Source organism: Actinomadura geliboluensis (genome assembly GCF_043197915.1).
GTDB classification, from domain to species: Bacteria; Actinomycetota; Actinomycetes; order Streptosporangiales; family Streptosporangiaceae; genus Spirillospora; species Spirillospora geliboluensis.
The window spans coordinates 109592-124585 of record NZ_JBICUA010000009.1; the positions used below are offsets into that span (position 1 = coordinate 109592).

Sequence of the window (14994 nt, forward strand, 5' to 3'; positions counted from 1 at the left end):
GGCCGCGCTCAGTAGCGGTTGGTCTCGGCGTCCACGGCGAGGTCCTCGTCGATCTGCTCGGCGGACACGCCCTTGAGGTCGACCTGGTCCTTGATGATGCGGCCGAGCGTCGGCAGCTTCGCGCGGTCCGGCCAGGTCTCGGGCTGCCACAGGGACGAGCGCAGGAACGCCTTCGCGCAGTGCATGTAGAGCTCCTCGACCTCGACGAGGAGGGCGAGGCGGGGCCGCCGGCCCTTGATCGCCAGGTCGTCGAAGAACGGGGCGTCCGACACGATCGTCGCGCGGCCGTTCACCCGCAGCGTCTCGTTCATCCCCGGCACGAGGAACAGCAGCCCGACGTGCGGGTTGCGCAGCACGTTGCGGAACCCGTCGACGCGGTGGTTGCCGGGGCGGTCAGCGATCGCGAGGCGGTGGTCGTCCAGCACCAGGACCGACCCGGCCGGGTCGCCCTTGGGGGAGACGTCGCAGGTGCCCTCCGCGTCCGACGTCGCCAGCAGGACGAGCGGCGAGTGCGCGATCAGCGTGCGCGCGTGCTCGTCGATGCGGCCGATGTCCTTGTCCCAGATGACCTGCGACGGCTCCCGCACGATCTCCCGGAGCTCGGCCTCGCTCCGCACCGCGCGAATCTCAGAGGGCTGCATCCGACGAACTATAAGGTAAGGCTAACCAAAAGGGAGGGGTGAGGCCGTGGAGGAGACCCGCACGCTGCCCGCCCTCGCCGCCGGGCCGGTCGAGATGCCGTTCGCCATCATGTGCTGGAGCGAGGACTTCGACCGCGACGTCACCTGGAACGAGCACTCCCACCCCTTCCACGAGCTGCTGTGGAACGAGCGGGGCGCGTCCACGGCCGGGGTCGGGCCCCGGGTCTGGACGATCACCCCGGCGCTCGGCCTGTGGATGCCCGCGGGCACGCTGCACTCGGGCGCCGCGGCGGCCGGCACCCGCTGCCGGGCGACGTTCTTCGGCTTCGACGCGGTGTCCCCGATCTCCGCGACGCCCGTCGCGGTGGAGATCACCCCGCTGCTGCGGCTGCTGCTGGAGCGGGCACAATGACTCTCCGGGTTTTGTCGGTGGCGGTCGGTATGGTGCGGGCGTGTCCCGGTACCGGTTGTGTCCGACCCCTGCTCAGGAGGCGGGGCTGCTGGAGCATTGCTCGCATGCCCGGTTGGTGTGGAATCTGGCTGTGGAGCAGCAGGCGTGGTGGACGTCGCGGCGGGGTCCGGTGCCGGGGTATGTCGCGCAGGCCCGGCAGTTGACCGAGGCGCGGGCTGCGTTCGGGTGGCTGGCGGCGGGGTCGCAGACGGTGCAGCAGCAGGCGCTTCGGGACTTCGCGCAGGCCATGGCGAACTTCTTCGCGGGCACGCACCGGCGTCCGACGTGGCGTAAGGCGGGGGTGCATGAGGGGTTCCGGATCGTCGGTGCCCGCGGCCGGGCCTGGGATGTGCGGCGGTTGTCCCGCCGTACCGGTGAGGTACGGATCCCCAAGGTGGGGTGGGTGCGGTTCCGCTGGTCCCGGCCCGTCCCGCCGGGAGTGAAGTCGTTCCGGGTGACGCGGGACCGTGCCGGGCGCTGGCATGTCGCGTTCGCCGCCTTCCCTGACCCCGTCCCCGCGCCCGGTAACGGTGCGGCGGTCGGTGTGGACCGGGGTGTGGCGGTGTCGGCCGCGCTGTCCACGGGCGAGACCTGTACCGTCCCGGGTCTGACGCCGGGTGAGGCCGAGCGGTTGAAGCGGTTGCTGCGGCGACTGGCACGCGCGCGCCGGGGGTCGAACAGGCGTGCCCGGGTCAAGGCCGCCATCGCCCGGCTGAAAGCGCGTGAGGCCGACCGGCGCAGGGACTGGGTGGAGAAGACCTCGACGGATCTGGCGCGCCGGTTCGACGTCATCGCCGTCGAGGACCTGAACATCGCCGCGATGACCCGGTCGGCGCGCGGCACCGTCGAGGCACCCGGCACAGGGGTTCGGGCCAAGGCCGGGCTCAACCGGGGAATCCTGGCCAACGGGTGGGGACAGTTGGTCACTCGGCTTGAGCAGAAGGCGCCGGGGAGGGTGGTCCGGGTCGACCCGGCGTACACGTCGCAGACCTGCAACGCCTGCGGGCACTGCGCCCGGGACAACCGCGAGAGCCAAGCGGTGTTCCGATGCGTCGCCTGCGGGCACCGGGCCAACGCCGACGTCAACGCCGCCCGCAACATCAAAGACACCGCCGTGGGACGCACGGTGGCCGCGCGGGGAGGCAGGGCCCTGGCCCGGCCGGCGAACCGCGAACCCCAACCCGCTCTCCTCTCCACATAGGGGCGGCGTAGGAATCCCCGCCTTCACTTCAGGCGTGGGAGGACGTCAAGACGCACCTCGACCCGAACGACGTCAGCCAGATACGTTCCCGAAGAGCATCGTGGACGCGTCCAAGGGCACCGACAAGTTCGCGCTGACCCGCAGCTCCGAGCAGATCGACATCTTCGACGACGTGGACATCATCGTCGGGTACGGCGACGCCAAGCTGGCCGAGAAGGTGGGCAGGGACCCGCTGCTGTCGAAGATCCCCGCGGTGAAGCGCGGCTCGATGTACCTGATGTCGGGCACCACCCCGGCGGGCACCGCCGCCAACCCGACCCCGCTCGCGATCTCCTGGGTCCTGGAGGACTACGTGAAGGCCCTGGCCGCGGCAGCGGACAAGGTCAAGTGACGACGGTCGCCACCGAACGTCCGCCGGACGCCGCGCTCGCGCGGCGTCCGGCGCGCGTGCGCGTGCTGGGGCTGGTCGCCGCGGGCGCGGTCCTCGCCGCCGTGATGGCGGCCTCCGTCGTGCTCGGCTCCCGCGACGTCTCGCTCGCCGACGTCTGGGCCGCGCTCGGCGGCGCGGACGACACCCTCGAACGGGCCGCCGTCGCCAAGCGGATCCCGCGCACGCTGCTCGCGGTGCTGCTCGGCGCCGCGCTCGCCCTGTCCGGCGCGGTCATGCAGGGCGTGACCCGCAACCCGCTGGCCGACCCCGGCATCCTCGGCGTCAACATGGGCGCGTCGCTCGCCGTCGTCGCCGCCGTCGCCTACTTCGGGCTCACCTCCCCGGTCGGGTACATCTGGGTCGCGATGGCGGGGGCCGCGGTCACGGCGGTGTTCGTCTACGGGGTCGGGTCGCTCGGCCGCGGCGGTGCCACGCCCCTCAAGGTCGCGCTCGCCGGCGCCGCGACGTCGGCGGCGTTCGCGTCGCTGGTCAGCGCCGTCGTGCTGCCCCGCAACGACATCGCCGGGGGCTTCCGGCTGTGGCAGGTCGGCGGGGTCGGCGGCGCGTCCTACGAGCGCATCGGGCAGGTGCTGCCGTTCCTGCTCGCCGGGTTCGCGGTGTGCCTGCTGTCGGCGCGGTCGCTGAACTCGCTGGCGCTGGGCGACGAGGTCGCGGCCGGGCTCGGCGAGCGCGTCGCCCTCATCCGCGTCACGGCCTCGCTGGGCGCCGTCGTGCTGTGCGGCGCGGCGACCGCCGTCGCCGGGCCGATCGCCTTCGTCGGCCTCATCGTCCCGCACGCCTGCCGGCTGCTCGTCGGCGTCGACCACCGCTGGCTGCTCCCCGCCTCCGTGCTCGCCGGCGCCGCGCTGCTCACCGCGTCCGACGTGGTCGGCCGCGTGGTGGCGCGGCCCCAGGACATCGAGGTCGGCATCGTCACGGCGGTCATCGGCGCGCCGGTCTTCATCCACATCGTCCGCCGCCAGAAGGTGCGTGAGCTGTGACCGCACTCGCCCCCGCCCCCGCCGCCGTCCGGGCCGTCGCGCGCGGCCGCCGCCGGCGCGCCGCCCGGCGCCGCGCCCTCGTCGGGACGCTGGCGGCGCTGGTCGTCGCGGGGTTCGCCGTCACGCTGATGGTCGGGCAGACCTTCTACCCGCCCGGCGACGTGCTCCGCGTGGTCTTCGGCGAGCAGGTGCCCGGGGCGTCGTTCACGGTCGGACGGCTCCGGCTGCCGCGCGCCGTCCTCGCCGTCGCCGCCGGGTTCGCGTTCGGGCTCGGCGGCGTCACGTTCCAGACGCTGCTCCGCAACCCGCTGGCGAGCCCCGACATCATCGGGATCAGCGCCGGGGCGAGCGCCGCCGCGTCCATCGCGATCGTCGTGTTCTCCCTGGGCGGGACGCGGGTGTCGGTGTTCGCGATCGTCTCCGCGCTGGGCGTCGCGCTGCTGATGTACGTGCTGGCGTTCCGGGACGGCGTGGTCGGCACGCGGCTCATCCTGATCGGCATCGGGGTCGCCGCGATGGGCGACGCCGTCACCTCCTACGTGCTGTCGCGGGCCGGGGAGTGGGACCTCCAGGAGGCGACGCGCTGGCTGACGGGCAGCCTCAACGGCACGACATGGGAGCAGGTCGTGCCCACCGTCGCGGCGCTGGCCGTCCTCACGCCCGCGCTGCTGTTCCTTGCGCGGGACCTGTCGGCGCTGCGGCTCGGCGACGACACCGCGTCCGCGCTCGGGGTCCGCGTCGAGCGCACCCGCGTCGCCGTGATCGTCGCCGCCACCGGCCTGATCGCGTTCGCCACGGCGGCGGCCGGGCCGATCGCGTTCGTGGCGTTCCTGTCCGGTCCCATCGCGGCCCGGCTGATCGGGACGGGCGGCTCCCTGCTGCTGCCCGCCGGGCTCGTCGGCGCCCTGCTGGTGCTGACCGGCGACTTCATCGGGCAGTTCGCGTTCGACACCCGCTACCCGGTCGGCGTCGTCACCGGCGTCCTCGGCGCGCCGTACCTCGTCTACCTGATCGTCCGCACCCACCGTGCCGGAGGCTCGCTGTGACCACGTCCCACTCCCTGGCGGCCGAGGGCCTCAGCCTCGGCTACGGCGACCGCGCCGTCATCGACTCCCTCGACCTGGCCGTGCCGCCCGGCGAGATGACGGTCATCGTCGGCGCGAACGCCTGCGGGAAGTCGACGCTGCTGCGCTCCCTGTCCCGGCTGCTCGCGCCCCGCACGGGCCGGGTCGTGCTGGACGGCCGGGAGGTGCACCGCATGCCCGCCAGGGAACTCGCCCGCACGCTCGGGCTGCTGCCGCAGTCGCCGGTCGCGCCCGAGGGCATCACCGTGCTCGACCTCGTCAGCCGGGGCCGCCACCCCCACCAGGGCATCTTCTCCCGGTGGAAGTCCGAGGACGACGCCGCCGTGGCCGCCGCCCTGGAGGCCACCCGCACCGCCGACCTCGCCGACCGCGCCGTGGACGAGCTGTCCGGCGGGCAGCGCCAGCGGGTGTGGATCGCGATGGCGCTGGCCCAGCAGACCGACCTGCTGCTGCTGGACGAGCCCACCACCTTCCTCGACGCCAGCCACCAGATCGAGGTGCTGGACCTGCTGACCGACCTGAACCGCGACCGCGGCACCACGATCGTGATGGTCCTGCACGACCTCAACCTCGCCGCCCGCTACGCCGATCACCTCATCGCCCTCGCCGGTGGCCGGCTGCACGCCTCCGGCACTCCGGCCGACGTCCTCACCGAGGAGGTCGTGCGCACCGTCTTCGACCTGGACAGCCGCATCATCGAGGACCCGGTGTCCGGACGGCCGCTGATGCTGCCCATCGGCCGGCACCACGCCCGCCCGGCCGCGATGCGGTCGGAGGGCTAGGCCGAGCGCGCAGTCGGCCGCTGCTCATCCCCCTCGTGAGCCGCCGGCATCGATCCACTCGGCCGCAGGGATCCGGCGGGGCCGGTGTGCTCCTCTGGGTGGTCGGCCCCGCGGGCGGCGCGGATGCGGCGCCGCTCGCTCGGCGTCGTCCCGGCCCAGATGCCGTGCGGCTCCCCGGTGGCCAGGGCCCATTCCAGGCAAGGCCCGGCGACGGGGCACGCGGCGCACAGCCGGCGGATCGGGGCGATCTGCGCCGTGTACACCGCCTCGCGGGACACCGGGAAGAACAGTTCGGGGTCGAGCGACCGGCACGACGCCGACTCGGACCAGTGCTTCGTCATCGTTGCTCCAGGGCCGTTCACGTGTGGGCGAACATCAACGGTCGCCGGGACGGGGGCCGGGCGGCACCCGGGTGGACGACTGGGAGGAACCCTGGACGGCGTCCGGCCCGGGGGCGGGCGCGGCGGCCGGTGATCGTCGCGGATGTGTCACGGGTGCCCGCCCTATCCGGTCGATGTGACGTGATGCCCCGTCCAGGCGGGGCGGCCGGAGTGGGGATGGCGGAGGTGCAGCCTTGTGGACAGCATGAGCCGGATGACGGTGGACGAATGGCCTGAGGCCGAGTCGCCACCGGAGCCGCGGACGGGATGGCGGGGGCTCGTCCGCGTGCGGGCGGACCTCCCCGCGGTCGCCTCGGACGTGCAGGTCAGCTGGGGTGACGGCGGCTCCCGCCAGGTGCTGCAGGGGCGCCGGGAGGAGCGCGAGCGGCTCGCCGAGGTGCTCGACGCCGCCCGCGGCGGCGAGAGCCGGACCCTGGTGCTGGCCGGCGAGCCCGGCGTGGGCAAGACGGCGCTGCTGAACCACCTGGCCGCGCGGGCCCGCGGGTTCGAGGTCTCGCGCGTCGCCGGCGTCCAGGCGGAGATGAAGCTCGCGTTCGCCGGGCTGCACCGGCTGTGCGCGCCGATGGCCGGCCGGCTCGCCGGCCTGCCCGCGCCGCAGCGCGACGCGCTGCGGACCGTGTTCGGCATGAGCGCCGGCCCCGAGCCCGACCACTTCCTCGTCGGGCTGGCCGTGCTCGGGCTGCTGGCGGAGACGTCGCGGGACAAGCCGCTGCTGTGCCTCGTGGACGACGCCCAATGGCTCGACCCGGCGTCGCTGGAGGTGCTGGCGTTCGCCGCCCGGCGGCTGCGGAACGACGCGGTGGCGATCGTCCTCGCGAACCGCGTGCCCTGCTCGGCGCCCGCGCTGACGGGGCTGCCGGAGCTGGTGGTCGCCGGGCTGGCCGTCCAGGACGCGCGGGCGCTGCTGTCGGCGGCCGTGCCGGGCCCCTGGGACGCGCAGGTGCTGGAGCGGATCGCCGAGGAGACGGGCGGCAACCCGCTGGCGCTGCTGGAGATGGCGGGCGAGGCGTCGGCGGCGGAGTTCGCGGGCGGGTTCGGCCCGCCCGGACCCGGCGCCGCCGACGGCCGGATCCAGGACATCTACCGGCGGCGGGTGGCGCGGCTCGCGCCCGGCACGCGGATGCTGCTGCTGGTGGCGGCGGCGGAGCCGGGCGGCGACCCGGTGCCGCTGTGGCGCGCCGCCGACCGGCTCGGCATCGCCATCGAGGCGGTGACCCCGGCGGTGGCGGCCGGGCTGTGCCACATCGGCGACCGGGTCCGGTTCCGGCACCCGCTGGTGCGCTCGGCCGCCTACTGGACGGCGTCGCCGCAGGAGCGCAGCCGCGCGCACGGTGTGCTGGCCGAGGTCACCGACCCCGGCGCCGACCCCGACCGGCGCGCCTGGCACGCCGCGCAGGCCGCCGTCACTCCCGCCGAGGACCTCGCGGCCGGGCTGGAGGACGCGGTCGGCCGGGCCCGCGCACGCGGCGGCGCGGCCGCGGCGGCGGCGTTCCTGACCCGCGCCGTCGAGCTGACTCCTGACCCGGCCCGGCGCCGGGACCGCGCTCTGGCCGCGGCGCGGGCGGCGCACCAGGCCGGGGCGGCGCGCGCCGCGTCGCGGATGCTGTCCATCGCCGAGGCGGGCACGCTCGACCGGGGCCGGCGCGGCCGGGCCGAGCTGCTGCGCGCCCGGATCGCCGTCACCACCGACCCCGGCGCCGCGGCCCCGCTGCTGCTCACGGCCGCCCGGCGGCTCCGGGCGCAGGACGCGCCGCTCGCCCGCGACGCCCATCTGGAGGCGATCGGCGCGGCGATCCTCGGCGGCGGCCCGGCGGGCGGCGGTCCCGCGGCGGCGGCCGCGGCGGCGCGGTCGGCGCCGCCCCCGCCGGAGCCCCCGCGCCCGGGCGACCTGCTCCTGGACGGGATGGCGCGCTGCCTCACCGACGGCCTCGCCGCGGGGGCGGCCGCGCTGCGGACCGCGGCCGACGCCTTCCGCGCCCCGGACCTGCCGGACGAGGACGGCCTCCAGTGGGGCTGGCTCGCCGGCCTGGCCGCCGCGACGCTGTGGGACTACGGGACCTGGGACGCGCTCACCGACCGGTACGTCCGGCTCGTCCGGGGAGCGGGCCGGGCCGGCGAGCTGCCGCTGGCGCTGACCGCGCGGATCGCCGCGAAGGTCCTCGGCGGCGACCTGGACGCCGCGGCGGCGCTGGTCGCCGAGGCCGAGACGGTGTCGGAGGCGACCGGGAGCGCGCGGTCGCCCTACGGCGCGCTGATGCTGGCCGCCTGGCAGGGCCGCGAGGCCGGGACGGCGGCGCTGGCCAGGGCCGTCGCCGCCGAGGCCGCCTCCCGCGGCGACGGGCACGGGCCCGTCCTCGGCGCCTGGGCCACCGCCGTGCTCTGCAACGGCCTCGGCCGGTACCAGGACGCGCTGGCCGCCGTGGCCGGGTGCGCGGGCGACCGCCCGGCGGACGTCGCCACCGAGACATGGGTGCTGCCCGAGTGCGTCGAGGCCGCCGTCCGGGGCGGCGCGCCGCAGCGGGCCGCCGCGCCGCTGCGCCGGCTCGGCGCCCTCGCGCGGACCGCCGGGACCGACTGGGCGCTCGGGCTCCACGCGCGCTCGCAGGCGCTCGCCGGCACCGGGACCACCGCCGAGGAGCACTACCTGGAGGCGATCGACCGGCTCGGCCGGACCCGGCTGCGCGGCGAGCTGGCCCGCGCCCACCTGCTCTACGGCGAATGGCTGCGCCGCCGGCGGCACCGGCGGCCGGCCCGCGAGCAGCTGCGGACCGCGCACGAGGCGTTCACCGCCATGGGCATGGGCGCCTTCGCCGAGCGGGCCGCCCGGGAGCTGTCGGCCACCGGGGAGCACGTCCGCCGGCGCGCCGCCGACACCGGCCGCGAGCTCACCGCGCAGGAGGCGCAGATCGTCCGGCTGGTCCGGGAGGGGCTGACCAACCCCGAGATCGGCGCGCGGATGTTCATCAGCCCCCGCACCGTCGAGTGGCACCTGCGGAAGATCTTCGCCAAGCTCGACGTGACCTCGCGCAAGCAGCTGCAACCGCACGCGTCCGGCGCGTAGCGGACGGCTCCGGGCACGCGGTGCGAGCCCGGCGGGTCCCACTGACCGAGACGATCCGGCTGACCCCGGCGCAAAGATCGTTTGGGTGTCGTACTGTCACCGCGTGCGTACTCTGGCGGACACCGCGAAGGCGGCCGGCGCCCGGCGGCCCCGGCGGCTGATCGCCGTCCGGCACGCCCGCGCCGTGCTGGACGCGCTCGAGCAGCTCGTCTGGGGGCTGGCCACGGCCCTGCTGGCGTTCGCGGCCCTGCTGGCGTTCCCGCTGGCCGCGCCGCTGTACGCGATGGGCGCCGGCCGTGTGCTGGCGCCGGTCTGGCCGCGCGTCGTCCGGGCCGTCGCCGAACGGGAGCGGGTGCGGCTGTCCCGGTCCTGAAGGACGCGATGGACAAGATGACGACGATCTCGAAGCTGGTCGACACGGCGATCTGCAAGTAACGGCCATCTGCGAGTAACCGCACCGTCCGCGCCGGTGGCGTCCCTCGGGGGGACGCCACCGGCGCGGGCGTGTCTGCGGGGCCGTCCGTGGTGGATCCGTGATGGGCACGGATGCCGCTCCGTGGGTCCGGCGGCGACGCTTCTCGGCAGTCGGACGACCGCCGAGGAGGACCCGATGACCGCCACCACGATGTACGCCGCGCCGGGCGCCGCAGCCCGGCCCCGGCTGATGAGCAGGGCGTTCGTGCTGGTGCTCGTCGCCGGGGTGGGCTCGTCCACCAGCTTCTACCTGCTGTTCTCGGCGCTGCCGCGCTACGCGGACGCGATCGGGGCCGGCGGCGTGGGGGCCGGGCTGACCACCGGCGTGATGATGCTCGCGACGGTGGCCGCCGAGTTCGCCGTCCCGCGCCTGACGGCCCGCTTCGGGTACCGGGCGGTCTTCGGGACCGGGCTCGTCCTGCTCGGGGCGCCGGCGCTCGTGCTGGTGGCGGCCGGGTCGATGGCGATGGTCCTGGCGGCGTGCCTGGTCCGGGGCGCCGGGTTCGCGGTGGCGGTGGTGCTGGGCGGGGCGCTGGTGGCCTCGATCGTCCCGGCCGAGCGGCGCGGCGAGGGCCTCGGCGTCTACGGCGTCGCCTGCGGGACGCCGGCCGTCGCGGCGCTGCCGCTCGGGCTGTGGCTGGGCGAGCGGGCCGGCTACGCGACGGTGTTCGCGCTCGCCGGGGTGTCCGCGCTGGCCGGGCTCGCGGCGGTCCGGGACCTGCCCGGACGGCGGCGGCCCGGCCCGGACGAGCGGCCGCTCGGCATCGCCTCCGCCGCCCGCCGCCGCGACCTGCGGGCGCCCGCGCTGGTCTTCGCCGCGACCACCGTCGCGACCGGCATCACCGCGACGTTCCTTCCGCTGGCCGGCGGCGGGATCTCCGCCTGGGCGCTGCTCGCGCACAGCCTCGCCGCCACGTCCACCCGCTGGTGGGCCGGGCGCGACGGCGACCGGTACGGGGCGTCGCGGCAGCTCGTGCCGGGGCTGGTGATCGCGGCGAGCGGCATCGCGCTGCTGGTCGCGGTGTCGAACCCCGTGGCGGTGACGGCCGGGATGGTCCTGTTCGGCGTCGGGTTCGGGCTCACCGGCAACGCCAGCATGGCCGTGATGCTCGACCGCGTCCCCGCCTCCGACTACGGGACGGTCAGCGCCCTGTGGAGCATCGCCTACGACCTCGGCATCGGGCTCGGCGCCACCGGCTTCGGCCTCCTCGCCGTCCGCACCGGGTACCCGGCCGCCTTCGGCCTGACGGCCGCGCTCATGCTGCTGCCCCTCCTCGCCGGGACGGGCGCCCGCCCCCGGCGGACCTGCACCGCTTGACCTGCCCCGCCTGACCTGCACCGCCTGACCTCATCTGTCCATCGATCCGTACCCCATCCGAAAGGGAACGACCATGAGGAAGATCATCGTCTCCGAGTTCACGACCCTGGACGGCGTCATCGAGAGGCCCGGCGAGCTGGGCTGGGCCTTCCGGTTCGACCGCGGCGAGGAGGGCGACGCCCTCAAGGCGGACGAGGTCCGCTCCGCCGGCGCCCTCCTGCTGTGCCGGACGACCTACGAGGGCTTCGCGCAGGCGTGGCCGCGGCAGACCGGCGAGTTCGCGGACAGGATGAACGGGATGCCCAAGTACGTCGTCTCCAGCACGCTCGACGACCCGGAGTGGGACAACACGACCGTCATCACGCTCGACGACGTCGCCGCCCTGAAGCGGCAGCCCGGCGAGGACATCCTGGTCAACGGGAGCGCCCGGCTCGTCCAGGCGCTGGCCGAGCGCGGGCTGGTGGACGAGTACCGGCTGCTGGTCCACCCGGTCCTGCTGGGCGGCGGGCAGCGGCTCTTCGGCGACGGAGCCGAAGCCGCGGAGCTGCGGCTGGTGGAGTCCCGGCCGGTGGGCGGCGACGGGATCGTGCTGCTCACCTACCGGCCCCGGCACCGCACGGCGACCTCGGCGGACGGCACGTCCATCGCCTACGACCGCGTCGGCGCGGGACCGGCGGCCGTCCTCGTCCAGGGCGCGTTCTCCACCCGCAGCGACCCGATCATGACCGGGATCGCCGGGGCGCTGGCCGCGACGCACACGGTCTACACCTACGACCGGCGCGGCCGGGGCGACAGCGGCGACACCGACCCGTACGACGTCCGGCGGGAGATCGAGGACCTGACCGCGCTGATCGAGGCGGCCGGCGGCACGGCGATGGTGTTCGGCGGGTCGTCCGGCGGCGCGCTGGCGCTGGAGGCGGCGGCAGCGGGCGCGCCCATCAGCAGGCTCGCGGTGTTCGAGCCGCCGTACGTCACGGCGCCGGGCGGCTCGCTGCCGTCCGCGAAGGACCTGGGCGCGCTGGTCGAGCAGGGGCGGCGCGGGGACGCCGTCGAGCTGTTCCTCACCGCCGGTGCCGAGATGCCGCCCGAGGCGGTGGCGGGCATGAAGGCCCAGCCGTTCTGGCCGCAGATCGAGGACGTCGCGCACACGCTCGCCTATGAGGCGGCGGTCGTCGGTGCGGGTCCGGTCCCGGAGCGGCTGTCCACGGTGGCGGTTCCGACGCTGGTGCTGGCGGGTTCGGCCAGCACCGAGCGGATGCGCGACGCCGCGCAGGCTTTGGCGGGGCTGCTCCCGGACGCCCGTCTGGAGTGGCTGGAAGGGCAGGCGCACGGCCAGGTCGACCCGGAGTCGATCGGTACGGCGGTGGGCGAGTTCTTCACCGCCTGACCTGCACGGCCGATGGCGCACCTCCCGACCGGGGGTGCGCTATCGGCGTTCCAGCAGCTCGGCCAGTTCGGCGCGGCCCTCGTCCTCGCGGCCGGGCAGGAGCAGCAGCGTGGACGCCCGCTCGAACCGGGCGTCAATGCGTTCCCAGCCCTCGACGGCGGCGGCCAGTTCGGCGGGATCGCCGTGCAGCCGTCCCCGCGCGCGGGCGAGGCACGCGGCGCCCCACGCGTTCTCGGCGGCGGCGGGCTCGGCGGCGTCGATCCGGGCCGCCGCGTCCGGCAGGCCCGCCAGGACGGCGAGTTCGGCGCCGACCGCGTGGGCGTACCCGGCGTAGAGCGGGTTGGTCGCGTCCGAGAACAGCGCGCCGACCAGGCCGGCGGCGGTGTCGAGGCGCCCGGTGTGGACGGCGACGAGGGCGTCCGCGAAACCGGCGAGCGTCGCGTGGTCGAACACCTGCCCGGTCGCCTCCCCGGACGTGCGGGCCCGCCACATCGCGTGCCGCTCGCGGTCGCCGCGCAGGCCGTGGACGAGCGCGGGCCCGACGGCGACCGGCTGCATCATGCCGCTCTCCGGCCGTCCCGCCCGCAGCCAGCTCTCCCAGGCGCCGTCCGCGTGCCGCAGCGCCTCGCCGAACGCGCCGCTCAGCGCCAGCGGCAGGATGAGGTTGTTGGTCGAGAGGTAGTACTGGTCGCCGAGCAGGTCGTCGGCCAGCGCGGGCCGGGCGGCGGCGAGCGCGGCGGGCAGGTCCCCGGCGGCGAAGGCGCAGTTCACCGCCACGTGCACGATGTCGACGACCTCCGCGGAGCAGCGCGGGTCGGCGAGCGGGAGTCCGGCCAGCAGGTCCAGCCGGTCGCGGGCGACGCGGTGCGCCTCGCGCAGCCGCCCGGCCCGCAGCGCGGCGCTGACGAGCGCGTCGAGGGCGGCGCTGACCAGTACCGGGTCGCCTGCCGCGCGGGCCAGCGCGACGGCCTGTTCCGCCAGGGCGGGGTCGGCGCTGTAGGGCTCGCCGGGCGCCGTCCATGCGCGGGCGGCGGCGAGCCAGGCCGCGACGACCGGATCGTCCTGGTCGCCGGCGGCCTCCGCGCGTTCCGCCAGCCGCCTCAGCTCCGCCTGCGGGACCGCGTACCAGCCGGGATTGCGCGCCGTGGTGACGACCGCCGTCGCCAGCAGGACGGCCTCGGCGTCCCCGTCGCCCGCGTCGCGGGCGCGGTCGGCGGCCGTGCACAGCAGCTCGTAGTGGCGGTGCCCGCCGGTGGGCATGACGTGCGTGCAGTCGGCCGCGCTCTTGAGGTCCGCGGACGCCTCGCCGGGCGACCCCGCGCGCTCGGCCGCGTCCAGGAAGTGCCCGTGCGCCTCGCGCGGGAACCGGCGCCGGTAGGCGAGCCGGCCGAGCGATCGCGCCAGCCCGTGCGCGACCGCCCCGGCATCGGCGGGAGCGGCGGCCAGCGCGGCGCGCAGGTCGTCGGCGGCGGTGTCGAACTCCGCCCGGATGTCCCCGTCCCGGGCGGCCAGCTCGGCGGCGACGCCGGACGACCATGCCAGGTGCAGGCTCCGTGCGTCCGCCTCCTCACCGCTGAGGGCGAGTTGCTCGGCGGCGAACGCGCGGACCGTCTCCAGCAGCCGCCAGCGCGCCGGGCCCGCCCTGCCGGCCAGGCTCTTGTCGACGAGCCGGCCCAGCACGTCGGCCGCCGCGCCCGCGCCCGTCCCCGGGGCGACGGCGAGCACCGCGGCCAGGTCGAAGGCGCCCGCGAACACCGCCAGCCGCCGGAACAGGGCGCGCTCCTCCGCGTCGAGGAGGTCGTGGCTCCAGGTGAGGACGGCGCGCAGCGAGCGGTGCCGGGCGTCGGCGCCGCGCCCGCCCGCGAGGAGGCGGAGCCGGTCGTCCAGGGCGGCCAGCACGCCGTCCGCGCCCAACGCCGCGCTGCGCGCCGCCGCCAGCTCGATCGCGAGCGGCATGCCGTCGAGGCGGGCGCAGATCTCCGCGACCGCCGCCGGGCCGGCGGCGAAATCGGGGTCGGCGGCGCGGGCGCGGTCGGTGAACAGTGCCTCGGCGTGCGAGGCCAGCGGCAGCGGCCCCACCCGGACGATCCGCTCGCCGGGGACGCCGAGCCGCTCGCGGCTGGTCGCGAGGATCCGGGTGCCGGGGCAGGCCGCGAGGATCCGGTCGGCGAAGCCCGCGACCGCGTCCAGCAGGTGCTCGCAGTTGTCGAGCACGATCAGCGTGCGGCTGCGGCCGAGGCGCCCGGCGATTACCGTGTGCAGTTCGGCCCGCGGGCTCTCGGTGACGTCCAGCGCCGCCGCCACGGCGTGCTCGACGAAGCCGTCCCGCACGGGCACCAGGTCGACGAACGCGCCGGCCTGGCCGGACCCGGCCGCCGCCACCGCCGCGAGCCGCGACTTGCCGACCCCGCCGGGGCCGAGCAGTGTCACCAGCCGGGCCTGGCCGGAGGCGGCCTCTATCTCCGCAAGCTCCTCGCCGCGCCCGATGAAGGAGGTGCGGGCGGCGGGCAGCCCGGCGACGGAGCGCGCCGTGCCGCCGGCCGCGTCCTCCTGCCGCTCGGCGGCGAGGATCGCCAGCTCACGCCGGTTGGCCACCCCGTACTTGCGGAGCAGCGACGAGACGTGGCTCTCGACCGTCCGCACCGAGATGTGCAGCCTGCTCGCGATCTGGGTGTTCGTCAGGTGCCGGCCGACGGCGGCCAGCACCTCGGCCTCGCGCTCGGAAACCTCGCTGGGCGGCATGGGCCCATGATCCCGCACGG

At 76.1% G+C, this 14994-nt stretch carries 13 protein-coding genes; 10 read left to right on the forward strand and 3 right to left on the reverse strand.

The features are described 5' to 3' along the window. Positions 1-8: 8 nt before the first annotated feature. The gene (locus tag ACGFI1_RS27665; RefSeq protein ID WP_386874032.1) at positions 9-641 is read right to left on the reverse strand and encodes a pyridoxamine 5'-phosphate oxidase family protein; all 633 of its coding nucleotides are present in this window, start codon (positions 639-641) and stop codon (positions 9-11) included. 46 nt (positions 642-687) lie between these two features. Between ACGFI1_RS27665 and ACGFI1_RS27670 the strand changes: the two genes are divergently transcribed. From ACGFI1_RS27670 to ACGFI1_RS27695, 6 genes are all read left to right on the forward strand, one after another. Next, positions 688-1053, forward strand: a complete 366-nt coding sequence (locus ACGFI1_RS27670) for an AraC family ligand binding domain-containing protein (RefSeq protein ID WP_386874031.1) — start codon at positions 688-690, stop codon at positions 1051-1053. Between the two features lie 40 nt (positions 1054-1093). Then, complete coding sequence (locus ACGFI1_RS27675) at positions 1094-2293, forward strand: RNA-guided endonuclease InsQ/TnpB family protein (RefSeq protein ID WP_386874030.1); 1200 nt, start codon at positions 1094-1096, stop codon at positions 2291-2293. A gap of 100 nt (positions 2294-2393) precedes the next feature. After that, entirely contained in the window at positions 2394-2684 is a 291-nt protein-coding gene (locus ACGFI1_RS27680; protein ID WP_386874029.1) for a hypothetical protein, read from the forward strand. Continuing rightward, positions 2681-3724 (forward strand): FecCD family ABC transporter permease, encoded by a 1044-nt coding sequence (locus tag ACGFI1_RS27685; protein WP_392789254.1) that lies wholly within the window; start codon positions 2681-2683, stop codon positions 3722-3724. Before ACGFI1_RS27680 ends, ACGFI1_RS27685 begins: the two co-directional genes overlap by 4 nt. Next, positions 3721-4770, forward strand: a complete 1050-nt coding sequence (locus tag ACGFI1_RS27690) for a FecCD family ABC transporter permease (protein WP_392789255.1) — start codon at positions 3721-3723, stop codon at positions 4768-4770. Before ACGFI1_RS27685 ends, ACGFI1_RS27690 begins: the two co-directional genes overlap by 4 nt. Continuing rightward, positions 4767-5591: an ABC transporter ATP-binding protein gene (locus tag ACGFI1_RS27695; RefSeq protein WP_392789258.1), complete on the forward strand. Its 825-nt coding sequence runs from the start codon at positions 4767-4769 to the stop codon at positions 5589-5591. Before ACGFI1_RS27690 ends, ACGFI1_RS27695 begins: the two co-directional genes overlap by 4 nt. On the opposite strand, the gene ACGFI1_RS27700 is transcribed toward ACGFI1_RS27695, so the two are convergent. Next, entirely contained in the window at positions 5588-5932 is a 345-nt protein-coding gene (locus tag ACGFI1_RS27700) for a WhiB family transcriptional regulator (RefSeq protein ID WP_392789260.1), read from the reverse strand. The genes ACGFI1_RS27695 and ACGFI1_RS27700 overlap by 4 nt on opposite strands. A 253-nt stretch (positions 5933-6185) precedes the next feature. Between ACGFI1_RS27700 and ACGFI1_RS27705 the strand changes: the two genes are divergently transcribed. The 4 genes from ACGFI1_RS27705 (at position 6186) to ACGFI1_RS27720 (ending at position 12232) form a co-directional block, all read left to right on the forward strand. Next, positions 6186-9053, forward strand: a complete 2868-nt coding sequence (locus ACGFI1_RS27705; RefSeq protein WP_392789261.1) for a helix-turn-helix transcriptional regulator — start codon at positions 6186-6188, stop codon at positions 9051-9053. A gap of 103 nt (positions 9054-9156) precedes the next feature. Then, positions 9157-9426 (forward strand): hypothetical protein, encoded by a 270-nt coding sequence (locus ACGFI1_RS27710; protein WP_392789262.1) that lies wholly within the window; start codon positions 9157-9159, stop codon positions 9424-9426. 237 nt (positions 9427-9663) lie between these two features. Further along, entirely contained in the window at positions 9664-10845 is a 1182-nt protein-coding gene (locus ACGFI1_RS27715; RefSeq protein WP_392789264.1) for an MFS transporter, read from the forward strand. Positions 10846-10918: 73 nt separating this feature from the next. Beyond that, entirely contained in the window at positions 10919-12232 is a 1314-nt protein-coding gene (locus ACGFI1_RS27720; protein WP_392789266.1) for an alpha/beta fold hydrolase, read from the forward strand. Between the two features lie 39 nt (positions 12233-12271). Here ACGFI1_RS27720 and ACGFI1_RS27725 read toward each other — a convergent pair whose 3' ends face one another. After that, positions 12272-14974 carry an ATP-binding protein gene (locus ACGFI1_RS27725; RefSeq protein ID WP_392789268.1) on the reverse strand — a complete coding sequence of 901 codons (2703 nt, stop codon included), beginning with the start codon at positions 14972-14974 and terminating at the stop codon, positions 12272-12274. Between the last annotated feature and the right edge of the window lie 20 nt (positions 14975-14994).

Excerpts from the sequence above, each read along its gene's own strand:
- ACGFI1_RS27705 (WP_392789261.1), top strand. The coding sequence starts at position 6,186 with ATGACGGTGGACGAATGGCCTGAGGCCGAGTCGCCACCGGAGCCGCGG.
- ACGFI1_RS27725 (WP_392789268.1), bottom strand. The coding sequence starts at position 14,974 with ATGCCGCCCAGCGAGGTTTCCGAGCGCGAGGCCGAGGTGCTGGCCGCC.
- ACGFI1_RS27720 (WP_392789266.1), top strand. The coding sequence starts at position 10,919 with ATGAGGAAGATCATCGTCTCCGAGTTCACGACCCTGGACGGCGTCATC.
- ACGFI1_RS27665 (WP_386874032.1), bottom strand. The coding sequence starts at position 641 with ATGCAGCCCTCTGAGATTCGCGCGGTGCGGAGCGAGGCCGAGCTCCGG.
- ACGFI1_RS27715 (WP_392789264.1), top strand. The coding sequence starts at position 9,664 with ATGACCGCCACCACGATGTACGCCGCGCCGGGCGCCGCAGCCCGGCCC.
- ACGFI1_RS27700 (WP_392789260.1), bottom strand. The coding sequence starts at position 5,932 with ATGACGAAGCACTGGTCCGAGTCGGCGTCGTGCCGGTCGCTCGACCCC.